Source organism: Truepera radiovictrix DSM 17093, from assembly GCF_000092425.1.
Classification (GTDB): domain Bacteria; phylum Deinococcota; class Deinococci; order Deinococcales; family Trueperaceae; genus Truepera; species Truepera radiovictrix.
The window spans coordinates 625,001-650,007 of record NC_014221.1 but is presented as its reverse complement, the minus strand read 5'-3'; the positions used below and the strand labels follow the sequence as shown (position 1 = coordinate 650,007).

Below are 25,007 nucleotides of genomic sequence, written 5' to 3'. Positions count from 1 at the left end.
GCCCGGGTTTTTCACGGAGGCTCAAGGATGCCCAAACGCGAGAAGAGCAAGCGACTCCAGGTGGTCATTACCGAGAAACAGGACTCCTTGCTGACCAAAACGGCGTACCAGCTGTCGAACCCCGAGCGGCTCGTCTCCAAATCCGAAGTGGTGCGCCTAGGCATCGAGATGCTTAACCGCGCGGTCGAGGAGGGGCAGCTCGACCCCAAGCTCTTAGCGACTTTAAGCGAGGGCGAAGGGGAGGAGGGGTAAAGGGCCGCGCGACCACACGTACGCCTACCGTCACCTAGGCCACCGCCCCGAGGCGCGCCGCTTTAAGAGCATCGTCCCAAGAGCGCCGAAGGCCGCTGCAACCGCGAAACGCGTTATCCTCTTAGCGTGTCGCGCTTTTCCGTAGGCGAGCTTATCGACGGGCGTTTCGAGATTACCGGCAGCTTGGGGCACGGCGGCATGGCGCAGGTCTACCGCGCGCTCGACCGGCACCTCGAACGCGAAGTCGCCCTCAAGGTGCTGCGGCCGCACCTCACCGAAGCCGACAGCGAGCGCTTCCGCCGCGAGGTGATGACGCTCGCCAAGCTCGCGCACCCCAACATCGTCTCGATCTTCGACCTCGGGCGCGGCGAGCACATCTACTTCACCATGGAGCTCGTCTCCGGCGGCGCCTTTACCGACCTCGGCCCCCTAACGGGCGACCTCGAGCCGCTCCTTGACTTTTTAGACGCCGCCATCGCCGTCGCCGACGCGCTCGCTTACGTGCACCGCCTCGGCATGGTGCACCGCGACCTCACCCCGCGCAACATCCTGCTCACCCCCTCCGGCCAACCCAAGGTGATGGACTTCGGCCTCGTGCAGCTCGCCGAAGCGAGCCGGCAGCTCACCCGCACCGGCCTCACCCTGGGCACCCCGCAGTACATGGCGCCGGAGCAGGCCCAAGGGGGCGCGACGGGCGCGCACACCGACCTCTACGCGCTCGGCGCGGTGCTCTACAAAACGGTCACGGGGGAGGCGCCCTTCGAGGCGGAAAACGACCTCACGCTCCTCTACAAACACGTCTACAGCGACCTCGTGCCACCGGAGGCGCTCAACCCCGAGCTGCCGCCGAGCCTCGCTCGTCTCATCGAGAGCCTCCTCGCCAAACGCCCCGAGGAACGCCCCGCCTCGGGGGAGCGGGTCGCCGACGCCTTGCGCACCGTGCGCGCGGAGGTCGCCAGGCGCAGCCTCACGCAGCGCCTCGGGGGGCCGGGGCAGCGCGGGGTGCTCGCCGAGGGACCACTTCACCCCGTGCGCTTAACGCGCCGGTGGCACCTCAAACTCCCCGAGGGGCCACAGTGGCCCGCCGCGCTGACCGCCGCCGACGGCTTCGTGCTGCTCGGCACCCGCAGCGAAGAGGTCATCGTGCTGCACCCGACCGACGGCAGCGTGCAGGGGCGCTTTGCGGCCGACGACGAGGTCAACAGCGCGGTCGTCTGGTGCGAGGAGCACCTCGCCTACACCTCGCGCGCGGGCGCTCTCAGCCTCCACCGCTGGCCGAGCGGCGACCTGGCCTGGACGGACGAGGGCGCGGGCGCGGTGGGGCTGCTGCCCTACGCGGGGGAGCTCCTGCTCACCACCCAGAGCGGGCTCGAGCGCCGCACCCTGAGCGGCGAGGTGCGCTGGCGCTACCCCAGCGACGAAGCGGCGACCGCCCCGACGGCCGTCGCGGGGGGGGTCTTTTTCACCACCCGTTCGGGGTGGCTGCACTGCGTGGACGCCCGCGACGGGTCGGGGCGATTCAAGCTGCACCTGGGCGAGACGGTCGCGCAGTGCGCCGCGACCCCCGAGGTGCTGCTCTTGCCCGAGCGCTCGGGCGACCTGCATGCGTTTGACCTGCAGCGCCTCGAGGTGCGCTGGAGCTACGACATGGAGGGCCCCCTCTGGGCCTCCCCGCTCTTGTGGGGGCGCCTCGTGTACTGCGCCTCGTGGGCGGGGGTGATGCGCTGCTTGGCGCTCGAGACCGGCGACGACCTCTGGGAGGCCGACCTCGGCGCGCGCGTCACCGCCGCGCCGGTGCTCGCGAGCGGGGTGCTCTACGTCGCGACCGAGGCGGGCGAGCTCGTCGCCCTGGACGCGCGCACCGGCGCGCGCCTCTTTAGCGACCAGGTCGCGCCCAGCCCCATCCAGGCGAGCCCGCTGGTGCTCGGCGAAACGCTCCTCGTGGCCGCCCTCGACGGCACGGTGCGGGCTTACCGTTAGGTGCCGTTGACGCTGCTTCAGCTGCCACACAAACCGTTTCGAGAGCGGTCGGTGGCCTGTGGCTCGTAGCCTGTGGGCCACGAGCCGCGCCCGCGCTAAAGGCCAACGCGTCGGTTAGGTGGCGCGCGAAGGTCGCTAGCCCCAAGCTGACGAACGCCTGACGGGCGCTTGGTACGATGGCAAGCGTCTACCGCACATCTGCTACACTACGGCCGGCAGAGCGTACAAACCCATAGGAGGACCCGTGTGATGAAACGCCGTGTAACGAAACGCCGTGGGGTGCCGCGCCGCGTGCTCGCGCTCGGTTTGGGGGCCGCCGCTCTCGGCGTGGCCCACGCCCAGACGCAGCTCGACTTCTGGCACGCGTTTTCCGACGCGCCCCGCTCGAACTGGATCGCCGAGCGCGCCGCCGAGTGGAGCGAGATGAACCCCGAGTACGTCATGAACACCACCTCGCAGGGCTCGTACGCCGAAACGCTCCAGGCGACCATCCTGGGCGCGCGCCAGGGCGACACGCCGCACGTGGTGATGATCTACGAGATCGGTTCGCAGCTCGCGCTCGACGCGGGTATCTTCGTCCCCGTGGCCGAAGTCGAGGGCGCGTTCGACCTGTCGGACTACATCGAACCGGTGATCAACTACTACACCATCAACGGGCAAGTCAACTCGATCCCCTTTAACAGCTCGTCGCCGATCCTCTACTTTAACCGCGACCTCATGGAGGAGGCGGGCCTGGACCCCGAGAACCCGCCCGAGACCTTCGGCGAGCTTTTAGCGGCGTGCGAAGCGGTCGAGGCGGCGGGCCTTAGCGCGAGCTGCTTCGGAATGAGCCTAAACGGCTGGTTTTTCGAGCAGTGGATGGCGCAGCAGGGCGAGCCGCTGCTGAATAACGACAACGGCCGCAGCGCCCGCGCCACGGAGATCAACCTCACCAGCGAAGCGTTCGTGCGCGTCGCCGAGTTTATGAAGGAGATGAACGACCGCGGCTTCTACACGTACACGGGCAGGCTCGAGGACTGGGACGGCTCGGACGCCATCTTCGCCAACCAAGAGGTGGTCTTTCACATCACCTCGACCGCCGACCTCGCCAACCTGAGTGCCGCCGCCGAGGAGAACGGTTTCGAGCTCGGCGCCGGGCTCATGCCGATCCCCGACGGCGTCGAGCGCAACGGCGTGGTGATCGGCGGCGCCAGCCTCTGGCTGCTGGCCGACAAACCCACCGAGGAGCAGCAGGCCGCTCTCGACTTCGTGTTGTACATGACCAACACCGAGAACATGGTCGACTGGCACAAGGCGACCGGCTACTACCCCGTGCGCACGAGCGCCGTGGAGGCGCTTGAGGCCGAAGGGTGGTTTGACGAGCGCCCGACCTACCGCGTGGCGTTCGACCAACTCCTCAACACGCGGGTGAGCCCCGCGACCGCGGGGGGGCTCATGGGCAACTTTCAGGAGCTGCGCACCATCGTCGCCGAGACCATGCAGCGCATCTTTAACGGCGCCGACGTGCAGGCCGAACTCGAGCGCGCCAAGACGCAAGCCGAAGCGCGCTTAGCCGAGTACAACAGCAACTTTTAAGCCGCTGCCGATAACAGAGGGGGTGGCCTCGGCCACCCCCTTTGCGTCACCCCCGAAAGCGCCTTGGGCGCGCAGGCGATACCGGTAGCAACGCGTTTTGAACCCCTTTAGACTCTCCCCTTTTAGACTCTCCCCTTTTAGACTCTCGAGGTGCACCCTTGGTCCAACTCGGTTTTCGCATCGGCGTAGCAGGCCCCACCCGCACCAGCTGGGCGCCGTCGACCCTCTTACCCCCACCCTCCCCCACGCTCCCTGCCCCCCGCCCGCGCCGGAGGGCGCAACGGCCTCGGGCTCCCGAACGCCCGGGGCGCTGTCAGCCATGACCCAACCCGTTTTTAAAAGCCGCTGGCTGGCGCTGCTGCTGCTGCTGCCCACGCTCCTTATCTTGCTCGTTTTCATCTACTACCCCTTGCTGCAGTCGTTCGTGCTGAGCACCACGCGCAGCAACCTCTTCCTCGGCACGCGGCAGTTCGTCGGTCTGGACAACTTCCGGGCGCTCTTTGCCGGTCCGCTCGCCCCCGCCTACTACCAGGCCATGGGGCAGACCCTCGTCTTTAGCGTTTTGGTCGTCGTCATCGGGCTCGCCGTGGGGCTCGCGATGGCGAGCCTAGCCAACCAGAACGTGCGCGGCGCCCGCGTCTACCGCCTGCTCCTCATCTGGCCCTTTGCCCTCTCCCCCGCCGTCGCGGGGACCATCTTCCTCTTCCTGTTTAACCCCCAAGTCGGGGTCGTCAACGACATCCTCGGCAGCCTCTTCGGGATCCGGCCGCGCTGGATCGACACCCCGAGCCTGACGTTTCCGCTCGTAACCGCCGCCGCCATCTGGAAAAACCTGGGGTACAACATCGTGTTCTACCTAGCGGCGCTGCGCAACATCCCCGCCGAACTCGGCGAGGCGGCGCAGCTCGACGGGGCGAGCGCGTGGGGGCGCTTCTGGCGCGTGACCTTCCCCATGCTCGGGCCGATGACCTTCTTTTTGGTGTTTACCAACCTGACGTTCGCCTTTTTCGACTCGTTCGGGTTGATTGACATCATGACGCGCGGCGGGCCCATCGGCCGCCCCCCCTTCGACGAGACGGGGGTGACCACGACCTTGATGTACAAGATCTTCCAGGACGGTTTTTCGGGCACCGGCAACTTGGGCGCCGCCGCCGCGCAGAGCATCATCTTGCTCTTTATCGTAGCGACGCTCGCGCTGTTGCAGTTCCGCTTCGGCAACCGCCGCGTCTACTACGGGGGGGAGGGGGCGTGAGCCGGCGCACGTGGCTGATCCACCTGCTCCTCGTGCTGTCGTGCGTGATCGTCACGGCGCCCATCGTCTTTGCGATGGTCAAGGCGACGCAGACGCGCGCGCAGGTGCTCTCGCCGAGCCTGGTCCCGGGTACCGAGCTCGTCAACAACGTGCGGGCCGCCTGGACGACGGGTAACTTGGGCGTCTACATGCGCAACTCGCTCGTCGTGGCCTTCGCCGTGACCTTCGGCAAAACCCTCCTGTCGCTGATGGCGGCGACCGCGCTCGTCTACTTTCAGTTTCCCTTCAAGCGCTTTTTCTTCGGCTTTATCCTGCTGACGCTGCTCACCCCCCTAGAGGTGCTCGTGCTGCCCCTTTTCGACCTCGTCTCGCAGCCGCCTCCGGCCTCCTGGGAGGCGCTCTGGGCGTGGCTCAGGGACCCGCGCGCGGTGCTCCTCGAGCCCGGCCCCTTCGGGTTCGGCTGGGCGAACACCTACTTCGCCATCATCGTCCCCTTTTTGGCCTCGGCGACGGGCGTCTTCCTCTTTCACCAACACTTCCGCTCGATCCCCAGGAGCCTCGCCGACGCCGCCAAGATCGACGGGGCGGGGCCGCTACGCTTTCTCGCCAACGTGCTCGTACCGATGAGCTGGAACACCATCGGGGCCTTGGCGGTGATCCAGTTCGTCTACGTCTGGGACCAGTACCTCTGGCCGCGCATCATCATCCGCCGCGAGGAGACGCAGGTCGTCCAGGTCGGGCTCTCGTTTATCCTTAACGCCAGCGACCGCACCGAGTGGGGGCAGGTGATGGCGGCAGCGCTCATCACCATCTTGCCGCCCCTCGTGGTCTTCGGGCTGCTGCAAGAGCAGTTCATGCGCGGGTTCGCGCTCTCGTCGGACAAGTAAGCGCGCGTCGGGGGGCGGCGCCCCGTGAACGCCGCGTGAGCGCTGCCCCGAAGCGAGGCGACGGGGCACCTACAATGGGGACATGACCCGCGCCCCCCTGACGCTCCTACCGACCGCAGCGCGCCCCACCCACCGCAGGGCGCACCGCGCGGTCCCCGCGCCGCCCCGCCCCCGACACCCGGGAGCGGTCGCGTGAGGGGTGCTCCCGAAGAGGTGCCGAAGCAGGGCGCCCACATCGTGGTCGTCGAGCGCGACGCTAGGCTCCTCGAGCTCGTCACGCTCACCCTGCGCGCGCGCGGCTACACCGTGCTGGACTGCGCTAGCGGCGCCTCGGCGCTCGCTCAGCTGCAAGACAGCACGCCCGCGCTGGTCATCGTCGGCGACCTCGAGGCCGACCCGAACCGCAGCGGCGAGGACCCGCAACGCGCCTTCGCCGAGCGCTTGCGCCGCGTCCCGCGCCTGCAGCAGACCAAGCTGCTGCTGTTGGGGGGCGCCCAAACGGCCCCCGCAACCGAGCTCGCCGCCGCGCGGCTCCCCAAACCCTTTACCGGCGGCCAGCTCCGGGGGGCGGTCGAAGCGCTGCTCGACGCCCCGGCACCGAGCGGCCCGGTGCAGCAGCACACGGTCATGGTCATCGAGGACTCGGCGGCGCTCCGCGGGCTGATCGGCGACATCTTGCACCGTCAGGGCTACCGCGTCGAGAGCGCCGCGACCGTTCCGCAGGCGCGCGCTCTGATCGAAAGCCGGGCGCACCTGGTCAGCCTCATCCTGCTCGACATCAACCTCCCCGGGGGCACCGGCTTCGAGCTCCTCAAGCTTATCCGCGACCGCACCGACGCCCCCGTCTTTATCCTCTCGGCGCTGCGGCAAGAGGAGCAGATGCTGCGGGGCCAGGCGCTCGGCGCGCAAGCGTTTATCGAAAAACCCTTTAACCCGCGCGAGCTGGTCGAAAAGATCCGGGCGACGCTCACCTAAACGGGGCTCGGGGCCCTAGCCCCCGCCGCCGACGAACGACACCCATCGGTAAGCTAGCGACCCCTTTTGGCGTCCATGTGGGGTACGCTGCACACCTTGCGCTACCTCTGTGACCCGCCAGGTCGCTGGCTGCCGCCACGTTGGTCACCGGAGCGCAGGCGCACCGCTTGCGCCCCTCACCCTCGCCCGCGAGCAGCGGGCCGCTTGCGCCCACACCCTTACGGTAGGCCGTTACGGTAGCCCGCTCCCTTCGCCCCTTTGATCACGGCGTGCTCGACTGCACGCCAGGAGACCTTATGACCGATCCACAGAACAGTTTTCACGGCTTTCACTTGCATCCGCGCCTCGACCAAGGGCTGCAGGCCGCGGGTTACACCACCCCGACGCCCATTCAGCGAGCGGCCATCCCGGCGGCCCTCGCAGGGCGCGACCTGTTGGGCCTGGCGCAGACCGGCACCGGCAAAACCGCCGCCTTCGTCCTGCCCCTGTTGCACCGCCTCATGGACGGCCCCAGGAGCTGCGTCCGCGCCCTTGTCGTCGCGCCGACGCGCGAGCTGGCCGAGCAGATCCACGGTGAGATCGGGGTGCTGGGCCGCGCGACGGGTTTACGCAGCGCCACCGTCTACGGGGGCGTCGGGATGGCGCCGCAGGCGCGGGCGCTGCGCGGCGGCGCGGAGATCATCGTGGCGTGCCCCGGTCGGCTTTTAGACCACCTCGAGCGCGGCACCGGCACGCTCGCCAAGCTCGAGGTGTTGGTCCTCGACGAGGCCGACCACATGTTCGACATGGGTTTCCTGCCCGCCGTGCGCAAGCTCGTCGGACGCGTCCCCGAAGGGGCCCAGCGGCTGCTCTTCTCGGCCACCATGCCCCCCGAACTGCGCCGCCTCGCCGAGGCGCTGCTGCGCGCGCCCGTAACGCTCCAGATCGGCCGCACCGAGGCCGCCGCGACCGTCTCTCACGCCCTCTACCCCGTCGCACGGGAGCAGAAGACGGCGCTCCTCAAACACCTTTTGCGGCACCACGACATTCGGAGCGCCCTGGTCTTCACCCGCACGAAACGCGGCGCCAAGCGCCTCGCCGAGAGCCTCGAGCGGGACAACTTCTTCGCGACCTCCTTGCAGGGCAACCTCTCGCAGACAAAGCGGCAAAAGGCCCTCGACGCCTTTCGCGCTGGGGAGGTGCACGTGCTGGTCGCCACCGACATCGCCGCGCGCGGCATCGACGTCGCGCGCGTGTCCCACGTCTTTAACTACGACGTGCCGACGACCGCCGAGGCGTACACGCACCGCATCGGGCGCACGGGGCGGGCGGCGCGGACCGGCGAAGCCTGCACCTTCGTCACGCCGGACGACGAGGGGGTGGTGCGGCAGATCGAGCGCGCCCTCAAGGGGCCCCTGCGGCGCGTGCGGTTAGAGGGCTTCGCCTACCTCGACCCCGTGGCAGCGCCCTCCGAAAGCGGCCAGGCGGCGCGCGCCGCCTGGCCGCAAGGCCCGCGCGGCAAGTCGCCGGGGCACAAGCGCCACGCCCCGAGCGGCGCTCCACGGTCGGGCCGCTCGGGGGCGCAAACACCCGCGCGCCGGGCGCGGAGCGGCGGGCGACCGGCGCCCAAGGACCGCTCGAGGTAGCTTCCGCGCAGCGCCGGGACGCGCGCCCATGCCGTAGGCTAGGGCCATGAACCGTCACGTCGTCATCGTCGGTGGGGGGCTCGCGGGGCTCAGCGCGGCGTTTTTTCTGCGGCGAGCGCGGCCGGAGCTGCGCCTCACGGTCCTTGAAAAGGCGCCCCTCGCGGGCGGCAAGATCGGCTCGAGCACCCACGGGGGCTACACCGTCGACTGGGCCGCGAACGGCTTTTTGCCGGTCCCCGAGACCTTGGACCTAGCGCGCGCGCTCGGGCTAGCGGGCGAGCTGCAGGAGGCCTCGCCGGTCGCCGCCAAACGCTTTCTCTACCGGGAGGGGGGGCTGAGGGCGCTGCCGAGTTCGCCCCCCGAGCTGCTCACCACGCCCCTGCTACTCCCCTCACAGAAGCTGCGCGCAGCGTTGGAGCCCCTCCTCGCGCGGCGCGCCGACGGCGAGGAGAGCGTCTACGCGTTTGTGGCGCGGCGCTTCGGGCGCGGCGTCGCCGAGGCGTTCGCGGGGCCTTTCGTCCTCGGCATCACCGCCGGGGACGCGGGGGCGCTCAGCCTCGACGCCCTCTTTCCGCGCCTGCGGGCGCTCGAGCGCGAGCACGGCAGCGTCCTGCTCGGGCTCCTGCGCGCGCAGCGGCGCGCCAAGAGCGCGGCGGGTACACCAGAGCGCCTCACGAGCTTTCGCGGGGGGGGGATGAGCCGCTTGACCGAGAGGCTGCGCCAGCAGTTGGGGGACTGCGTGCGCACGGGCGCGGAGGTCACCGCGCTCCGCCGCACCGCGACGGGGTACGAGGTCGCCTGGGGCGGCGAGCGCTTGGCCGCCGACGCGCTCATCCTGGCCGCGCCGGCTTTCGTCGCGGCCGAGCTCCTCCAAAGCGTTTGCGCCGAGGCGAGCTCCCTGCTGCGCAGCATCCCCTACGCCGACGTCACCGTCTTCGGCCTCGGCTACCACCGCGTCGACGTCCCCAACCCCCTAGACGGCTTCGGTTTCCTCGTCCCGCGCGGCGAAGGGGTGCGCGTCTTGGGCGTGCTCTACAGCTCGTCGATCTTCCCCGACCAGGCGCCCGCGGGCCGGGTGCTGCTGCGCGTCATCGCCGGGGGCAGCCTCGACCCCGACTTCGGGGGGCTCTCCGAGGCGGCGCAGCTCGAGGCGGTTCGGCGCGACCTGCGCGTGACCTTGGGGGTCGTCGCCGAACCCGAGTGGGTCGAGCGCGTGCCGTGGCCCAAGGGGATCCCGCAGTACACCCTCGGGCACCAGGAGCGCGTCCGGAGGGCGCGCGCGGCGCTAGGGCGCTTTCCCGGGCTCCTGCTCGCCGGTAACGCCTACGACGGCGTCGGCGTCAACGACACCGTGCGGAGCGCGCGCGACGCGGCCCAGGCGCTCGCCGAGACCCTCTAGACGCCACGCGCCCTAGAGGTGGCGCGCCAAAAACCGCACGATCTGCGCCCACGCCGCCGCCTGCGCGCCCCCCGCGGCGCGGGGGTCACCGGCGTCAATAAAAGCGTGCCCCACGCCCTCGTAGACCGTCACCTCGAAGGTCGCCCCGGCCGCCTCCAAAGCGCGCTCAAAGGCGCGCACGTCCGCTAAAGGGATCATCCGGTCCTCGGCGCCGAAGATACCCAGCAGCGGCCCCGGCAGCGCCCGCAGCCGCGCGACGTCGGTCTCGGTCTCGCCGTAGACGTTGCCGATAAGCGCCACTTGCGGGTTGTGCAGGCCGTAGCGCAGCGCCATCCGGCCGCCGTAACAGAAGCCGATCACCGCGACCCGCTCGGGGTCCACCTCGGGGCGCGCCGCAAGCCAGGCGAAAACGGCGTCCAGGTCGGCGTTGACGTCCTCTTGCGCTTGCGTCGCCGTCTGGTAGATCGCCGTCGGCAGCCACGCCGTGCTGCGCCCGCGCATGGTGTCGGGGGCGAGCACCACGTACCCCTCCTCGGCGAGCGCGTCCGCCTTGCGAACGATGTCCTCGCGCAGCCCCCAGAACTCGTGGATCATCACCACGGCGGGAAAGGGCCCCTCGCCGGGCGGGCGCGCGAGGTAGGCCGCCACCGCCCCCGCGCCCCCACCCGGCACCCGCACGTTGGTGAGCGCCGCCACGCGGTCGGGCGCGAGCTCCCACCCGAGCGGGATGGAGAGGGCCACGGCGAGTGCGGTGAGGGTGAGAGCGGCCAGCAAGCCGATGAGGAGCCTCCGGAGGGTGCGCATCCGTCTATCATGCCCCTTCACTCGGGGACGCAACAAGCGCAGGTATCATCTAGCGAGCGAGGCACGACGTTGGCGAGGAGGTGCACCCACAAAAAGCGCGTGGCCCTGCAGGCACCCTCCGGGACGGGCGGCTCGTGGGAGCCGTCGGTAGCGGGGCCGAAACCGCTAGGGGGCCGCTACCGTGAGCGGCTTTAGCGGCGCGGTCTTAGCGGGGGGGCGCTCGAGCCGCTTCGGCTCGGACAAGGCGCGCTACCGCTACCGCGGGAAGACGCTGCTCGAGCGCGCCTTGGCGAGCCTCTCAGGGGCCGACGAGCGCTTCGTCGTCTCGGGTCGCCCCTACGCGGTCGGGGTGCCCGTCTACCCCGACGTGATCGCCGGAGGCGGCCCCTTGAGCGGCCTTCACGCCGCCCTCCTCTACGCAACCCGCGACTGGGTAGCCCTGGCCGCGTGCGACCTGCCCCACCTGACTCCCACCTACTGGTCGCTGTTGTGGGCGGAGCGCGCGGGGGCGGAGGTCGTCGTCGTGCGCTCCGCAGCGGGGCGGCTCGAGCCCTTGGCCGCCCTCTACCACCGCGCCCTGCTCCCCACCGTGACCGAGCAGTTAGAGGCCGGGGAGGGGCGCATGCACGCGCTTGTGGCGCGCGTCAACGCCCGCGAGGTGCCGTGGGAGCGGGTCCGCGCCGCCGTCGGCGCGCAGGTGCTGCTTAACGCCAACACCCCGAGCGACCTCCCCTGAGCGCCCATCGTGAAACCGCGCCCTGCGTCCCTCTAGGGTGACGGTTGCGTACCGGACACGGGCTCGTCGGCGCGGCAGAGCAGCGCCGCCGCGCTCATCCCTGCAAGCAGCGCCGCGGTGCTGAGCAGCAGCACCCCGCCCCACCCCGAGCGCGCGAAGGCGAGGCCGGGGACGAACGCCCCCAGGCTCCCCCCGACGTAGTAGGCGAACAGGTAGAGCGCGCTCGCACCGGCGCGCTCCCCCTCGGCTTGGGTCGCGACGAACGCCGTCGCGGTGCTCTGCGCGGCGAAGTTGCCGAAGCAGAGCGCCAAAAGCGCGGCGATCAGCAGCGGCGCGCTCGGCAGCAGCGTGAACCCGCCGGCGACGAGCGCCGTACCGAGCCCCAAGACCATCACCCCGCGCGGCCCGACGCGCGCCGCGAGGGCGCCCGCGAGCGGCGACGAGACGACCCCCGCGGCGTAGACGAGGTAAACGAGCCCAACCTCACCCGGCGAGAAGCCGAAGGGGGGAGCCTCCACGTAGAAGGGCAGGTAGGTAAAGACCGCCATAAAGGCGAAAAAGAGGCTGAACCCGACCGCGAAGCCACCGACGAGGCGCGGCGAACGCAGGTGCGCGAGCATCCCCGCGTACGCCCCTCTAAGGGCGCTCGAGGGCACGAAGCGGCGCGACGGGCGCAGCCGCGTGAGCGCCCCGCCCACCGCGAGCGCGTTCGCCGCGCCCAACACGAACGCCCACCGCCACCCCGCCGCCTCGGCGATCAGCCCGGCGAGCACGCGGCTTAAAAGCCCCCCTAAGACGGTCGCCGCGACGTAGCCGCCCAAAAGCCGCCCGACGCGGCCCTCGGGGAACTCCTCGGCGATGTACGCGACGCCGACTGCCGTGAGGCCGGGGATAAAGAGCCCTTGCACCAACCTGCCGGCGAGCAGCACCGGCCAGGAGGGGGCGAGCGCGCACACGAGCGACGGCCCCGTGAGCGCGAGCGCGCACCCTACCAGGAGCGGTTTGCGCCCGATCCGGTCCGAGAGCGGCCCCATGACGAGCGACGAGACCGCGATGCCGAGGATCATCACGCTCACCGACAGGCTCGCGGTGCTCGGCGAGACGCCGAACTCGCGCCCCAACACCGGCAAGATCGCCTGGGGCAGGTACATGTTGATAAAGGCGGCCAGCACCGCGAGGTAGACAAGCGCCGCCGCGGCGCCGGTGGCGTGCTCGCTGGCGGGGGGGGTGCGCACCGGCTAGACGATGTCGCGGCGCGCAAAGCTCCAGAAGAGGAGCACCCCGAAAATGAGGGCGTACACCCCCATGACGAGCGCCGCATGCGACAAGCTGGGCGCGAGGAGGTTGCCGAAGGGGGTGGAGCCGGGCTGCACCGCAGCGTCGCCGCCCAAACCGCCGAAAAGGCGCGCGAGCGCGGCGACGGGCTCCCTGGCAGGGGCGTAGAGGTTGGTGCTAAAAAAGTAGCGCGGCAGCTCCTCTAAGGTGCTCCGCAGCCGCAGCGCCTGCAACAGGGCGTTGAAGCGGTTTAGCCGCTCGAACCCCACCACCACCTGGTAAAAGCCGTACGCCCCCTCGAGGAGCGCCGGTAAGAAAAAGATGGCGACGATCCCCAAGGTCAACGAGCGCAAAAGCCAGACCATCAAAAAGGCGAAGAGCAGCGCGGCAAGCGAGAAAAGCCACTGCAGCGCGTAGAGCCCCGCGAGCTCCCCGAGCCCCGCACCGAAGGTCGTGGGTAAAAAGAGCGTCCCGAGCGCGCCCCAGAGGAGGCCGCTCAGGAACATGCCAAAGAGCAGCGCGCCGAGGTAGAGCATCCCGGCGGCCAGCTTCCCCGAGAGCACCGCGACGCGGTTTGGTTGCACCGTGAGGACCGTTTTCCACATGTTCTGCGTCCGCTCCTCGCCCATAAGCAGGGCCGCCGTGAGCGCCACGAGGATGATGAGCAAGCTCGGCGAGAGGTTGCCCAACAGCAGCAGCAGGTTGCGGGCGATGCTTACGGGCGAGGCGACGAGCTGCACGAGCTCGCGGACGTTAAGCCCCCCGTCGGCGAAGGTCCCGGCGACGCGCGTCTGGATGAGCCAGCCGATAAAGAGCAACAGCGCGGGCACGAGCAGCCAGAGAAACGCCGCGAGCACGACGGTGCGGCGTTTGCGGGCGAGCTTAAAGAGTTCAGCGCGGACGGTACTCAGAAAACCTTTCACGAAGTGCTCCCTATGGTGAGCGGCCTCAAGCGGGCCGCTGGTCGGCGCGCACAAGGCGCAAGTAGGCGTCCTCGAGGCTCGCTTCGCGCCGCCGCGCCTCGGTGACGCTGTGGCCGTCGCTCGCCAGGCGCGCGAGCAACCCGGCGGCGTCCGCCTCGGGCAGCTGCACGCTGAGGCGGCCGCCAGCCTCCTCGGCAACGGTGTAGCCGTAGCCCCGCAGCGCCTGCCGGAGCGCCGCGAGGTCGGTCGCGGCGAGCACGTAGGTCACCGACGCCGCCTCCAAGCGCCCCGTGAGGCTCCGCAGCGGCCCGTCGAAGAGCAGCTTCCCCTGCTCGATCACCAGCACGCGCTCGACGAGCTTTTCGATCTCCGCCAGGATGTGGCTCGAGATGAGGATCGTCACCCCGCCGCGCGCCACCTCCCGCAGGTTCTCGCGGATCTCGGCGATGCCCACGGGGTCGAGGCCGTTCGTCGGTTCGTCTAAAAGCAGCACCTTGGGGCGCGACAGGAGCGCGCGCGCGAGCCCCAAACGCTGCCGCATCCCTTGGGAGTAGGCCGAGAGCTTTTTCCGCGCGGCGTCCTCGAGCCGCACAAACGCGAGCACCTCGCGGATGCGCGCCTCGTCCAGAGCGCCGTGCAAGAGCGCCGTGTGGCGCAGGTTGTCCCACCCCGACAGGTAGGGGTAGAAGGAGGGCTCCTCGATCATCGTACCGACCGACAACAGGCTCGGCCCGGGCACCCGCGCACCCAAGATGCGGGCCTCGCCCGCCGTCGGGCGCACGAGCCCCGCCAGCATCCGCAGCGTCGTCGTCTTCCCCGCCCCGTTGGGCCCCAGAAACCCGACGATCTCCCCCGGTTGGATCTCGAAGCTCACGTCATCGACCGCGTGCGCGCGCCGGTAGCGTTTGGTTAAGTGGGTGGCTCTAATCGCCGACATGACCCTCCTCGAAGCTGCCCGTGCTTAGGCTAACAGGCGTCGGGGGTGCAGCAGGGGTCAGAGCGCGCCATGAGACGCCATGAGGCCCTCACGCCAAGGCTAGTGCTCTGGCTTCGCGCCCCGCGCCATGAGTTCACCCAACACCCGCTGCGGCGCTTTGCCCTCGTAGATGACGTCGTAGACCGCGCGGGCGATCGGCAGCTCGAGCCCCACCTCCTGCGCGTACACCACGACCGCCCGCACCGTGGGGATCCCCTCGGCCGTGAGGCGGCTCGCCTCGAGGTCCTGTAGGGTCTCGCCGCGCGCGAGGCGCTCGCCCGCGAGGTGGTTGCGCGAACCGCGGCTGCTGCAGGTCGCCACCAGGTCGCCCAAACCCGAAAGCCCGTAGAAGGTCTTTTCCTCCCCCCCCATGTGCACCCCTAAACGGACGATCTCGGCGAGGCCGCGGGTGATGAGGCTCGCTTTGGCGTTGTCGCCGAGCCCGAGGCCGTCGCTCATCCCCGCCGCGAGCGCGACGACGTTTTTGAGCGCCCCGCCCATCTCGACCCCGATGAGGTCGCCGCTCGTGTAGACCCGAAAGGTCGGCTGGTTGAGCCACCCCTGCACCCGCAGGGCGAGCGCGCCCTCGAGCGAGGCGACGGTTGCCGAAGCGGGGAGCCCGCGGGCGATCTCGAGCGCCAAGTTGGGCCCCGAGAGCGCCGCCAAGGGCGCCTCGGGGAGGTACTCGGCCATGACCTCGCTAAAGCGTTTAAAGGTGCCGAGCTCGAGCCCCTTGGCGCAGCTGACGAGCGCGCTCGAGCCCCCGAGGGCCTTCAGCCGCGCCATCACCTCGCGCAGGCCGCGGCTCGGCACGGCTACGAAGACGGCCTCGGCCCCCCTCACGGCCTCCGCGAGGTCGCTGGTAACGTGCAGGCTCTCGGGCAACCGCAACCCCGGCACGTAGGGGGCGTTTTCGCGAAGGCGCGCCATCGCCTCGGCCGCTTCGGGGCGGCGCGCCCACAACCGGACCCTAAGCCCCACATGGTGCGTTAAAAGCCGCGCCACGACCGTCCCCCACGCCCCTGCGCCGAGAACCGCGACGCGCGTGGGGGGCGTAGAGGCGTCGTGATGGGCGCTCACCATACGCGCCCACTTTAACAGGCGCGCGTCAGCTGATCTGCGGGTGTGCTCGTGTGTTACCCTCACCCGATGAGCGCCCGCCCCCGGCTTCCGTCGCCCCGTCCCCCGCCGCGGCTTAGCGCGCTCTTATCAACTTCCATGAGAATCTGCTATAGTAAGGTCGGTGTGGGCTAGCACCCACCCGTCCCCACCTTAAAACCGCGTTGGAGGAACCCATACATGCCCGTGTATGTCTACCGCAACCTGAGCACCGGCGAAACCTTTGAGTTCGAGCAGCGCATCACCGAACCCGCCCTGAGCACCCACCCCGAGACGGGCGACCCCGTCAAGCGCCTTGTGCAACCGGTCGGCATCGCCTTTAAAGGTTCGGGCTTTTACGTCACCGACTCGCGCCGCACCGGCCAAGAGGGCAAAGGCGGCGCCAAAGAGAGCAGCGCGGACAGCAAGGGCGACAAGGGCAACTAAGGCGCGACGAAGCGGACCTCGAAGAGCTTGGGCCACAGCTTGCCCGTCAGGTAAAACGTATCCGCTTCGGGGTTGTAGGCGATCCCGTTGAGCACGGCGTCGCGCGTGAGACGCGCGCGCTCCTCGGCGCTCAGCAAGGCCGACGCGTCCACGACGCCCTGCACCCGCCCGCTAGCGGGGTCGATGCGGACGATCACGTCCGTGGTAAAGACGTTGGCATACACCCTCCCCTTGGCGCACTCGAGCTCGTTAAGGAGCGCTACGGGCTCGCCGCGCAGGGTCACCTCGACCGTCTCCAACACCTCGAAGGTCTCCGGGTCGCGCCGCGTCAGCGTCGCGCTACCGTCGCTCATATAGAGCGCCTCGCCGTCGAAGCAGAGCCCCCACCCCTCCCCCTCGTACGAAAACGTCCCGACGCGCTCGAAGGTCGCGCGGTCGTAGACAAAGGCCGTCCCCTCCTGCCAGGTGAGCTGAATCAGCCGGTCACCGACGAGCGCCAAGCCCTCGCCGAAGTACCGCGCGTCTAGCGCGACGAGGCGCACCACCTCACCGGTCTCCGGTACCACCTCGCGCAGCGTCGAGGCGCCGTAGAGGCCGGTACTCTCGAAAAGGCGCCCCCCGTCCCAGAGCAGCCCCTGGGTAAACGCCTCCGGGTCGTGCGGGTACGTCGCGAGCACCTCGGGCACGAGCGGCACCGCCGCCTGCGCGCTGCACCCGCCGAGCAGCGACGCGGCGACCAGCGTGGCGACGCGCCGCCCTAAGCTTTTAACCGAACAACGCATGAGCCAGTATAAACCGGGCTCCGAAGCCCCTCCGGGGCGCCAGGCGGCCCCAAGGCGTCCTTGAGGCGTAAGGGCTGAGGGCCTTGGCGCCGGAGCCTAGCGCTCCGGGCTCCGGTGTAGCGACCCGGTGTGTAGCCGCGCGCCGCACCCCGGTGACCGGGCACTTGCCTCAGCGCGGCCTCAGTCGGTACACTTTCGGTACCAGCAACGCGACCAAACCGCTCCCGTCGGCTCTATGGGGACGCCGACCCGCCTTAATCGTCCCTTGCGTGGCAGCTCCCTACGCCGACCCGGCGAACGCTACCGAGCTGCGGGGGCAGGTCACCCAAGAGCGGGTAACCGAGGTGCCCATGATGAAGGTGCAGGTGTTGAGGTGTACGTGACCGAGGCTCCACCCCATGGCGTAAGCGTGACCGAAGCTAGGTGTCTCCCCGCCCTGCTCGCGCAGCGGGAGCACGACCCCGGCATCGCCCACCGCGTCAAGCGGTTGGGGCTCTGGCAGCGCATCCCCTGGTCGGCGTACGCGCGCTCGGTGTGGGCGCTCGCGCGCCAGCTCATCGCGCTCGGCGTGGAGCCGGGCGACCGGGTCGCGATCCTGAGCGAAAACCGCCCCGAGTGGCTGGTGGCCGACCTCGCCATCCAGAGCGCGGGGGGTATTTCGGTAGGCATCTATACGACGAACAGCGCGGCGGGGGTGCGCTACGTCTTGGCGCACTCGGGCGCCGTGGGGGTCATTCTCGAAAACGCCGAGCAGCTCGAGAAGTGGCGCGAGGTGCGCGCCTCGCTCCCAGCGCTGCGCTTTGCCATCGCGCTCGAGCCCGAGGGCGCCACGGACGCGCTCGCCTGGGACGCGCTGATGCGGGAGGCCGAAGCGCTCTACGCGCGCGACCCCGAACCGGTCGCGGCGCGCGTCCGGGCGCTCACCCCCCACGACACCGCCCTGCTGATGTACACCTCCGGCACCACCGGCAACCCCAAGGGGGTGCAGCTCAGCCACGGCAACCTGCTCTGGTCGTCGGCGTCCTTGACCCAAGCGCTCGGCTACACGGCGCGCGACGAGGCGCTCTCGTACCTCCCTCTGTCGCACATCGTCGAACGCAACGGCGCTTACGCGCAGCTCCGCGCGGGGTTTGTCATCTCCTTTGTCGAGAGCCTAGAGACCTTTGCCCAAAACCTCCAAGAAGTCCGCCCGACGGTGCTCTTTGCCGTACCGCGCGTGTGGGAAAAGCTGCACGCGCGCGTCGAGCTGCACATGCGCGAAAACCACACCCTCAAACGCGCCCTCTACAGCTGGGCGCTGCGCGCCGCGCACGGCCCCCGGCGCGGCGCCCAACGGACCCTGGCGGACCTCACCGTGATCCACTGGCTCAGGCTGCGGCTCGGGCTCGACCGCGTGCGCGTCGCCATCTCTGGGGCGGCGCCGATTAGCCCGAGCATCCTGCTCTACTTCCGCGCGCTCGGCCTCGACCTGCGCGAGGGCTACGGCATGACCGAAAACAGCGGCCTCGCGACGATTCACCAGGGCGAATTCCGGATGGGCACCGTCGGCACCCCCTTTCCAGGGGTCGAGGTGCGCGTCGCCGAGGACGGCGAGATCCTCACCCGCAGCCCCGGTACCTTCCAGGGCTACTGGAACGACCCCGAAGCGACCGCCGAGGCGATGGCCGGCGACTGGCTGCGCACCGGCGACGTCGGCGAGCTCGACGACGCGGGGCACCTAAGGATCACCGACCGCAAAAAGGACATCTTGATCACCGCGGGCGGTAAAAACATCGCGCCGCAAAAGCTCGAGAACCTCCTTAAAGCGAGCCCCTTTATCGGCGACGCGGTGGTGATCGGCGACGGGCGCAAGTACCTGGTGGCCCTCTTGGTCCTCGACGAGGACAACGTGGGCCGCTGGGCGACCGACAAGGGGGTCAGCTACACCACCTACACCGACCTGACGCGTCACCCCGAGGTGGTCAAGCTCATCGAGGGGGAGGTCGCGGCGGTCAACAAGGGGCTCGCCCGCGTGGAGACCCTCAAGCGCTTCGCGATCTTGCCCAAGCGCCTGCACTTTGAAGACGGCGAGGTCACCGCCACGATGAAGGTCAAACGCCGGGCGATCGCCGAGAGGTACCGCGACCTCATCGAGAGCCTCTACGAGGACGCTGTGGGGGGGCGCGCGTGAGGCTCCTAGAGCGCTACGAGCAGGACCTGCAGCACATCAAGGACGCCCAGGGGTGGGTGCTGCTGCTCGGGCTCTTGGCCGCCCTCGTCCTCTTGCCCCTGGTAGCCCCGGGGTACATCGTCTACAACGTCACGCTGTTTTTCGTCTTTAGCCTCGTAGCGGTGGCGCTCATGATCCTCGTCGGCTTTACCGGCCAGGTCTCGTTGGGCCACGCGGGCTTTTTGGCCGCGGGCGCCTACACGACGGCCTACCTGGTGAGCGTGGGGTGGCCCTTTGTGCTGGCGCTCGTCGCCGCGCTTCTCGTCAGCGGCGCCTTGGGGGTCGTCATCGGCCTCCCCGCGCTGCGCCTCGAGGGTCCCTACCTCGCCATCGCTACCTTGGGTTTTGGCCTCGCCATTCAGCAGATCCTCAACAACTGGCGCCTCGTGGGCGCCTCGACGGGGATGCTGGCTGATAGGCCCCGGCTGCTCGGCGTCGACTTTTTCGGCGACACGCCCTTCTACTTTTTCACCCTCGTGATCGTGGGGTTTTTCGTCTGGTTGGCCTTTAACCTCAAGCGCTCACACGTCGGGCGGGCGTTCGTGGCGATCCGCGACGCCGAGCTCGCCGCGCAGATGAGCGGGGTCGACGTGGCACGCTTTAAAACGCTGGCGTTTGCCCTCTCCGCCGCCATGACGGGCGTCGCGGGGGGGCTCTACGGGGCGCTCTTGGGGTACATCACGCCGGAGAGCTTTAACCTCATCCTGTCGGTGAAGTTCCTTCTCATGATCGTCGTGGGCGGCCTCGGCTTTTTGCCAGGGGCGATCCTCGGCGCGGCCTTTATCACGGGTCTGGAGGTGGTCTTATCGGCGCAGCAAAACCGCTCGCAGCTCCTTTTCGGGGTCGTGGTGATCCTCATTATGCTGCTCGAGCCCAGGGGCCTCTACGGGCGCTGGCAGAAGGTGCGGCGCTACTGGCAGACGTGGCCGTTATGAGAGGCGTCAGCATTCAGGAGTCAGTAGTCAGAAGTCAGCAGGGGCCCAGCTGATGGCAGGGCTTTTGCAGGCGCTGGTGAGCGGCCTGGCAGCGGGCAGCATCTACGCGCTTATCGCCCTCGGGCTCGTCTTGCTCTACCGCACCACCAACGTGCTCAACTTCGCTCACGGCGAGTTCGGGCTCCTAGGCACCTTTGTCGCCTTTACGCTGCTCCATGGCGCGGGGCTCCCCTACGGGCTCGCGCTGCTCCTCTCGCTCTTGGCGGCGCTGCTCCTAGGCGGCTTTAACTCGCTTTTGCTCGTCAAACCAGGCCGCGCGGCGCTCGCGGTCGGTTTAGGGGTCTTAGCGGGCGCGCTCGCCTACGGGTTGGCGGCGGCGTGGTGGGTCACCGCGCTCGTCGCCGTCCTCACGGGGGTGCTGGCCTTTGCCCGTTTGGAGCCCACGGCGAGGACGCCAAACGCGCTCGGGCTCATTATCCTGACCCTGGGCGTCAGCCTCGCGCTGGGCGGTTTTTACGCGCTCTACTTCGGCACCGACAACAAGGTCATCCCGCCCTTGGTGCCCGACGTGCCGCTGCGCCTCGGCGGCGCGGCGGTGAGTCAGCTGTCGCTGCTCACGTCGGGGATCGGCGTCGGGCTCATGCTGCTCCTCTGGCTCCTGTTAAGCCGCACCAAGATCGGCCTGGCGATGCGCGCGACCGCCCAACGCGAGGACGTCGCCAAGGCGATGGGGCTGCCCGTACGCACGGTGCTGTTTGCCACCTGGGGCGTCTCGGCGCTGCTCGCCGCCGCCGCCGCGCTGCTGCTCGCCCCGACGACGCTGCTCTCGCCCGCAATGATGCTCGACCCCATCTCCAAGGGTTTTGTCGCGGCGGTCATCGGCGGCATGACGAGCCTGCCGGGGGCGATCTTGGGGGGCTACGTGCTCGGCGTGTTGGAGCTTCTCGTGGGTGTCTACCTCTCGAACGAGTTCCGCGCCTCGTTCGCCTTTCTGGCCGTGTTGGTGGTGCTCGTGCTGCGGCCGCACGGGCTTTTGGGCAAACCGGAGGTGCGGCGGGTGTAACGAGATCAGCCGTCAGGGGCCAGAAGCCAGCAAAGGCTGTCGACGGCCCCCAAACGCAAACCCTTTTGACGCAACCCTCACGTAGATTCCGTAGAAAGGACACGGTGATGAAACGACTTTTCCTCAGCCTCCTGACACTGTTCGGCGTCGCCCTCGCCCAAACGCCCGGCGTCAGCGACACGGAGATCCGCATCGGCTCCTTTGGCCCGCAGTCGGGGCCCGCCGCCGCTTGGGGCACGGTGATGACGGCTATAGGGGCGCTCTTCGACCACGTCAACGCGCAAGGGGGGATTCACGGGCGCAACCTCGTCTTGATTACCCGCGACGACGGCTACGACCCGGCGCGGAGCGTGGCGGCGGTGCGCGAACTCATCGACCGGGAGCGGGTGTTTGCGCTCGTCGGGGGCGTCGGTACGGCCAACGGTCTGGCGGTGATGCCGATCGTCAAACGCGAGGGCATTCCCTGGGTGAGCCCTTCGAGCGGCTCGAGCGAATTCGCCGCCCAGAGTGACGGGCTCATCTTCGCCACGTACACCAACTACGAAGTCGAGTCGGCGCTGATGACCCGTTACGCGGTGCAGGACCTTGAAAGCGAACGCATCGCCATCTTCTACCAAAACGACGGCTACGGCGAGGAGGGCTTGCGCGGCCTCGAGCGCGAGGTCGCGGCGCTGCAAGAGGCCGGCCACGACGTCACCATCGTCGACCGCGTCTCGTACGAGCGGGGCGAGACCAACATGGCGGTGCAGGCGCTGCGGCTGCGCGGCGGTGAGGCCGACACGGTGGTGATGTACAGCACCCCGGGGGCGGCCGCTTCGCTCATCGCCGAATTTGGACGCCTCGAGTACACCCCCCGCATCCTGGCGAGCTCGACGCTGCTCGACCCTAGCTTGCTCGCCAACCCCGGCATGCAAGGGGCGCTCGTCGCGACCTTTATGCGCCTACCCAGCGTCATCGTGGGTGAGGGCAACGGCGACCCCATCGCCGACGAGGTCTTTAACACCATCGTCGTCCCCTACGCCCCCGAAGCGGCGCAAGACCCCTTTCGCGCGCTCGCCGGGGTCGGCTTCGCGCAGCCGCTCATCGTCGCCCTCGAGGCCGCCGGCCCCGACCTGACCCGCGAGGCCCTTTTAGAGGCGCTTCGGGGCATCTCCGGTTACGACGAGGGGCTCTTTCCCAACCTCGACTTTACGGAGGGCTACCAGGGCAACAACTCGGTCATGCTCCTGCAGATGACCCCCGAAGGGCTGCGCCCCGCCTCGGACTACCTGACCTATTGATGGCGTCGCACCCACCCGTTCGCTCGCCGTCGGGGGCGCCCCGTGCCTGAGGCGCCGCTACTCGAGCTCGCCAAGGTGACGCTCCGCTTCGGCGGCATTCAGGCGCTCAGCCAGGTGAGTTTCACCTTACGTGAGGGTGAGGTCGCCGCGCTGATCGGCCCCAACGGTGCGGGCAAGACGAGCGTCTTTAACTGCATCTGCGGCTTTTACACCCCGCAAGAGGGCGAGATCCGCCTGCGCGGAACGCGGGTGAGCGGGCTCAAGCCCCACCGCGTCGCGCGCCTAGGCGTTGGGCGCGGCTTTCAAAACATCGAGCTCTTCGGCACGCTGAGCTGCCTCGACAACGTGCTCTTGGGCCGGCACCTGCACGTGCGCGCGGGGGTTCTGGGGGCACTTTTCGCCCCGCGCGCCTGGTGGCGCGACGAGACCGCGCAGCGCCGGCGCGCCGAGGAGCTTTTGGAGCTGCTCGAGCTGCAACCCTACCGGAACTTCCCCGTGCTGGCGCTGCCCTACGGGGTGCAAAAACTCATCGAGGTCGCCCGCGCGCTCGCCTCCGAGCCGCGGCTTCTGCTCCTCGACGAACCGACCGCCGGGATGACCGCCGAGGAAAAGGACGAGATGATGTTCCGGCTCCTGCGCCTGCGCGCGGAGCTCGGCATCACGCTCCTCGTGATCGAGCACGACCTGCGGGTCGTGAGCCGCCTCGCCGAGCGCATCATCGTCCTCGACTACGGCGTCAAGATCGCCGACGGCCCCCCCGGGGCCGTGCAGCGCGACCCCGAGGTGATCCGCGCCTACTTGGGGGACACGCGCCTCGCGGAGGTGAGCGCGTGAGCGAAGCGCTCCTCAAGCTCGTCGGCGTCGAGAGCGGCTATCTGCGCCGCCTGAGCGTGCTTCACGGCGTGTCGTTGGAGGTCGCCCCGGGCCAGTGCGTCGCGCTTTTAGGCTCGAACGGGGCGGGCAAAAGCACCCTGTTAAAGACCATTATGGGGCTTTTAGAGGGCGAGCCGCGCAAGGGTGAGGTCACCGTGCGCGGTGAGCGCGTCGCGGGGTGGGCAACCGAGCGCATCGCCCGCGCGGGGATCGCCTACGTCGTCGAGGGGCGCGGCATGTTCCCCGAGCTGAGCGTGCTCGAGAACCTGCAGCTCGGCGCCTTTCACCGGCGCGACGCGGCGGCGGTGCGCGGGGACCTGGAGCGCATCTACGCGCTTTTCCCACGCCTCGCGGAGCGAGCCAAGCAGCCGTGCGGCACCCTCTCGGGGGGCGAGCAGCAGATGGTAGCGATCGCCCGCGCCCTGATGAGCCGCCCGACGCTTCTCATGCTCGACGAACCCTCCCTGGGGCTCGCGCCGCGCCTCGTCGAGGAGATCTTCGGCACCATCCGCAGCATCAACCGTGAGGGCACCGGGGTCTTGTTGGTCGAGCAGAACGCCGCGCAAGCGCTCGCCATCGCCGACTACGGCTACGTGCTGGAGGCGGGGCGGCTCGTGCTCGAGGGGGGCGCGCAAGACCTCTTGGCCAACGAAAACGTGCGCGAGCTCTACCTGGGCGTCGGGGGCGCGCACGCGAGCGACGCGTTCGTCAAACGCAAACGGCGCTGGAACTAGCGCCCCAAAGCCCCCCTATCCCGGAGCAGCGGCGCGACGAGGCGCCACACCGCGCCGGCGACCTCCTCCTCGGGGCGTGACGCGTCGAGCACGTGCCACGACGGGTCTTGCTCGGCTTGCTGCAAAAACCCCCTGCGCACCCGTTCGTGAAAGGCGAACGCGGCTTGCTCGAGCCGGTCGCGCGCGCCGCGCCGCGCCACCCGCGCCAGACCGACCTCGGGCGGGAGGTCAAAGAGCAGCGTCAGGTGCGGTTTGAGCCCCCCCGTCACGCGGGCGTTAAGGACCCCTATCCAGTCTTTCGGCAACCCCCGACCTTCCCCCTGGTAGGCGACGGTCGCCCCCGTAAAGCGGTCGCAGAGCACCACGCGGCCCGCCGCGAGCGCCGGTTTAAGAACGCTCGCCACGAGTTCGGCGCGCGAGGCGGCGTAGAGCAGGAGTTCGGTCTCGGGGTGCATCCGCAGCGCGGGGTCCAAGACGAGCGCGCGCAGGCGCTCGCCGACCGCCGTGCCGCCCGGCTCTTTGGTCGTCAAAGGCACCTGCCCGAGCGCCTCTAAGCGCGCGGCGAGGCGCCCCAGTTGGGTCGTCTTGCCGCTCCCCTCGGGCCCCTCGAAGGCGATAAAGACGCCCCGGGTCTCTGGCTCCCCGCTCAAAGGCCGGTCGGCAGCAGGATAAACTCGGTAGCGAGGCCGAACTCCTGCTCGAGCTTGTCCGCTAGGAGGCTCACCCCGACCGTCTCGGTCATGTAGTGGCCGGCGTAGAGCGCGTTGATCTTGCGTTCAAAGGCGTCGTAAAAGACCTCGTGCTTGGGCTCGCCGGTCAAAAAGGCGTCGAGCCCCGCCTCGGCGGCCGCGACGACCTCGCGCGCCGCACCGCCCGAGATGATCCCCAGCGTTTCGATCTCGAGCGCCCCCCCCGCGTGCACCAAGA

The 25,007-nt window shown here is 69.3% G+C and carries 24 protein-coding genes (1 of these 24 cut by a window edge); 16 read left to right on the top strand and 8 right to left on the bottom strand.

What is annotated here, in order from left to right; translation table 11 throughout:
* Positions 1 to 27: 27 nt before the first annotated feature.
* From TRAD_RS02970 to hemG, 8 genes are all read left to right on the top strand, one after another.
* Entirely contained in the window at positions 28 to 252 is a 225-nt protein-coding gene (locus TRAD_RS02970) for a hypothetical protein (protein WP_013177106.1), read from the top strand.
* A gap of 126 nt (positions 253 to 378) precedes the next feature.
* Positions 379 to 2,232, top strand: a complete 1,854-nt coding sequence (locus tag TRAD_RS02965) for a protein kinase domain-containing protein (RefSeq protein WP_013177105.1) — start codon at positions 379 to 381, stop codon at positions 2,230 to 2,232.
* Between the two features lie 249 nt (positions 2,233 to 2,481).
* Complete coding sequence (locus TRAD_RS02960; protein ID WP_013177104.1) at positions 2,482 to 3,807, top strand: ABC transporter substrate-binding protein; 1,326 nt, start codon at positions 2,482 to 2,484, stop codon at positions 3,805 to 3,807.
* A 319-nt stretch (positions 3,808 to 4,126) separates the two neighbouring features.
* Positions 4,127 to 5,059, top strand: coding sequence for a carbohydrate ABC transporter permease (locus TRAD_RS02955; RefSeq protein WP_013177103.1), 933 nt, complete (start codon positions 4,127 to 4,129; stop codon positions 5,057 to 5,059).
* Positions 5,056 to 5,946, top strand: a complete 891-nt coding sequence (locus TRAD_RS02950; RefSeq protein ID WP_013177102.1) for a carbohydrate ABC transporter permease — start codon at positions 5,056 to 5,058, stop codon at positions 5,944 to 5,946. Before TRAD_RS02955 ends, TRAD_RS02950 begins: the two co-directional genes overlap by 4 nt.
* 192 nt (positions 5,947 to 6,138) lie before the next feature.
* Positions 6,139 to 6,921: a response regulator transcription factor gene (locus tag TRAD_RS14995; RefSeq protein WP_013177101.1), complete on the top strand. Its 783-nt coding sequence runs from the start codon at positions 6,139 to 6,141 to the stop codon at positions 6,919 to 6,921.
* A gap of 296 nt (positions 6,922 to 7,217) precedes the next feature.
* Positions 7,218 to 8,546, top strand: coding sequence for a DEAD/DEAH box helicase (locus TRAD_RS02940; protein ID WP_013177100.1), 1,329 nt, complete (start codon positions 7,218 to 7,220; stop codon positions 8,544 to 8,546).
* Between the two features lie 46 nt (positions 8,547 to 8,592).
* The gene (gene hemG / locus TRAD_RS02935) at positions 8,593 to 9,945 is read left to right on the top strand and encodes a protoporphyrinogen oxidase (RefSeq protein ID WP_013177099.1); all 1,353 of its coding nucleotides are present in this window, start codon (positions 8,593 to 8,595) and stop codon (positions 9,943 to 9,945) included.
* A 12-nt stretch (positions 9,946 to 9,957) separates the two neighbouring features.
* Here hemG and TRAD_RS02930 read toward each other — a convergent pair whose 3' ends face one another.
* Positions 9,958 to 10,749: a dienelactone hydrolase family protein gene (locus tag TRAD_RS02930; protein WP_013177098.1), complete on the bottom strand. Its 792-nt coding sequence runs from the start codon at positions 10,747 to 10,749 to the stop codon at positions 9,958 to 9,960.
* 181 nt (positions 10,750 to 10,930) lie between these two features.
* Between TRAD_RS02930 and TRAD_RS02925 the strand changes: the two genes are divergently transcribed.
* Positions 10,931 to 11,485, top strand: a complete 555-nt coding sequence (locus tag TRAD_RS02925; protein WP_013177097.1) for a molybdenum cofactor guanylyltransferase — start codon at positions 10,931 to 10,933, stop codon at positions 11,483 to 11,485.
* Between the two features lie 32 nt (positions 11,486 to 11,517).
* Here TRAD_RS02925 and TRAD_RS02920 read toward each other — a convergent pair whose 3' ends face one another.
* The 4 genes from TRAD_RS02920 to TRAD_RS02905 all read right to left on the bottom strand — a co-directional run bounded on the left by TRAD_RS02920 (position 11,518) and on the right by TRAD_RS02905 (position 15,742).
* Positions 11,518 to 12,720 carry an MFS transporter gene (locus tag TRAD_RS02920; protein WP_013177096.1) on the bottom strand — a complete coding sequence of 401 codons (1,203 nt, stop codon included), beginning with the start codon at positions 12,718 to 12,720 and terminating at the stop codon, positions 11,518 to 11,520.
* Between the two features lie 3 nt (positions 12,721 to 12,723).
* Entirely contained in the window at positions 12,724 to 13,683 is a 960-nt protein-coding gene (locus TRAD_RS02915; RefSeq protein ID WP_013177095.1) for an ABC-2 transporter permease, read from the bottom strand.
* 25 nt (positions 13,684 to 13,708) lie between these two features.
* Entirely contained in the window at positions 13,709 to 14,620 is a 912-nt protein-coding gene (locus TRAD_RS02910; protein ID WP_013177094.1) for an ABC transporter ATP-binding protein, read from the bottom strand.
* Between the two features lie 99 nt (positions 14,621 to 14,719).
* A complete protein-coding gene (locus TRAD_RS02905; RefSeq protein ID WP_013177093.1) occupies positions 14,720 to 15,742 on the bottom strand; it encodes an NAD(P)H-dependent glycerol-3-phosphate dehydrogenase in 1,023 nt (340 codons plus the stop codon).
* Positions 15,743 to 15,958: 216 nt separating this feature from the next.
* Between TRAD_RS02905 and TRAD_RS02900 the strand changes: the two genes are divergently transcribed.
* On the top strand, positions 15,959 to 16,204 hold the full coding sequence (locus tag TRAD_RS02900) for an FmdB family zinc ribbon protein (protein WP_013177092.1): 246 nt from the start codon (positions 15,959 to 15,961) through the stop codon (positions 16,202 to 16,204).
* Here the strand turns inward: TRAD_RS02900 and TRAD_RS02895 are convergent.
* Positions 16,201 to 16,986, bottom strand: a complete 786-nt coding sequence (locus tag TRAD_RS02895) for a glutaminyl-peptide cyclotransferase (RefSeq protein ID WP_013177091.1) — start codon at positions 16,984 to 16,986, stop codon at positions 16,201 to 16,203. The genes TRAD_RS02900 and TRAD_RS02895 overlap by 4 nt on opposite strands.
* A 409-nt stretch (positions 16,987 to 17,395) precedes the next feature.
* Between TRAD_RS02895 and TRAD_RS02890 the strand changes: the two genes are divergently transcribed.
* The 6 genes from TRAD_RS02890 (at position 17,396) to TRAD_RS02865 (ending at position 24,080) form a co-directional block, all read left to right on the top strand.
* Entirely contained in the window at positions 17,396 to 19,156 is a 1,761-nt protein-coding gene (locus TRAD_RS02890; RefSeq protein ID WP_041947111.1) for an AMP-dependent synthetase/ligase, read from the top strand.
* The gene (locus tag TRAD_RS02885; protein WP_013177089.1) at positions 19,153 to 20,130 is read left to right on the top strand and encodes a branched-chain amino acid ABC transporter permease; all 978 of its coding nucleotides are present in this window, start codon (positions 19,153 to 19,155) and stop codon (positions 20,128 to 20,130) included. The genes TRAD_RS02890 and TRAD_RS02885 overlap by 4 nt, the downstream gene beginning before the upstream one ends.
* A gap of 52 nt (positions 20,131 to 20,182) precedes the next feature.
* On the top strand, positions 20,183 to 21,193 hold the full coding sequence (locus tag TRAD_RS02880; RefSeq protein ID WP_013177088.1) for a branched-chain amino acid ABC transporter permease: 1,011 nt from the start codon (positions 20,183 to 20,185) through the stop codon (positions 21,191 to 21,193).
* A gap of 107 nt (positions 21,194 to 21,300) precedes the next feature.
* Positions 21,301 to 22,473, top strand: coding sequence for an ABC transporter substrate-binding protein (locus tag TRAD_RS02875; protein ID WP_013177087.1), 1,173 nt, complete (start codon positions 21,301 to 21,303; stop codon positions 22,471 to 22,473).
* A 42-nt stretch (positions 22,474 to 22,515) separates the two neighbouring features.
* Entirely contained in the window at positions 22,516 to 23,307 is a 792-nt protein-coding gene (locus TRAD_RS02870) for an ABC transporter ATP-binding protein (protein ID WP_013177086.1), read from the top strand.
* The gene (locus TRAD_RS02865) at positions 23,304 to 24,080 is read left to right on the top strand and encodes an ABC transporter ATP-binding protein (RefSeq protein ID WP_013177085.1); all 777 of its coding nucleotides are present in this window, start codon (positions 23,304 to 23,306) and stop codon (positions 24,078 to 24,080) included. Before TRAD_RS02870 ends, TRAD_RS02865 begins: the two co-directional genes overlap by 4 nt.
* On the opposite strand, the gene tmk is transcribed toward TRAD_RS02865, so the two are convergent.
* Positions 24,077 to 24,730 carry a dTMP kinase gene (tmk, locus tag TRAD_RS02860; RefSeq protein WP_013177084.1) on the bottom strand — a complete coding sequence of 218 codons (654 nt, stop codon included), beginning with the start codon at positions 24,728 to 24,730 and terminating at the stop codon, positions 24,077 to 24,079. The genes TRAD_RS02865 and tmk overlap by 4 nt on opposite strands.
* A protein-coding gene (locus TRAD_RS02855; protein ID WP_013177083.1) for a Nif3-like dinuclear metal center hexameric protein crosses the window boundary here: on the bottom strand, positions 24,727 to 25,007 show its final stretch. Its footprint extends 472 nt past the window's final position; 281 of the gene's 753 nt are visible here — the last part of the coding sequence; the start codon falls outside the window, past its right edge — the gene reads right to left on this strand; the stop codon is at positions 24,727 to 24,729. Before TRAD_RS02855 ends, tmk begins: the two co-directional genes overlap by 4 nt.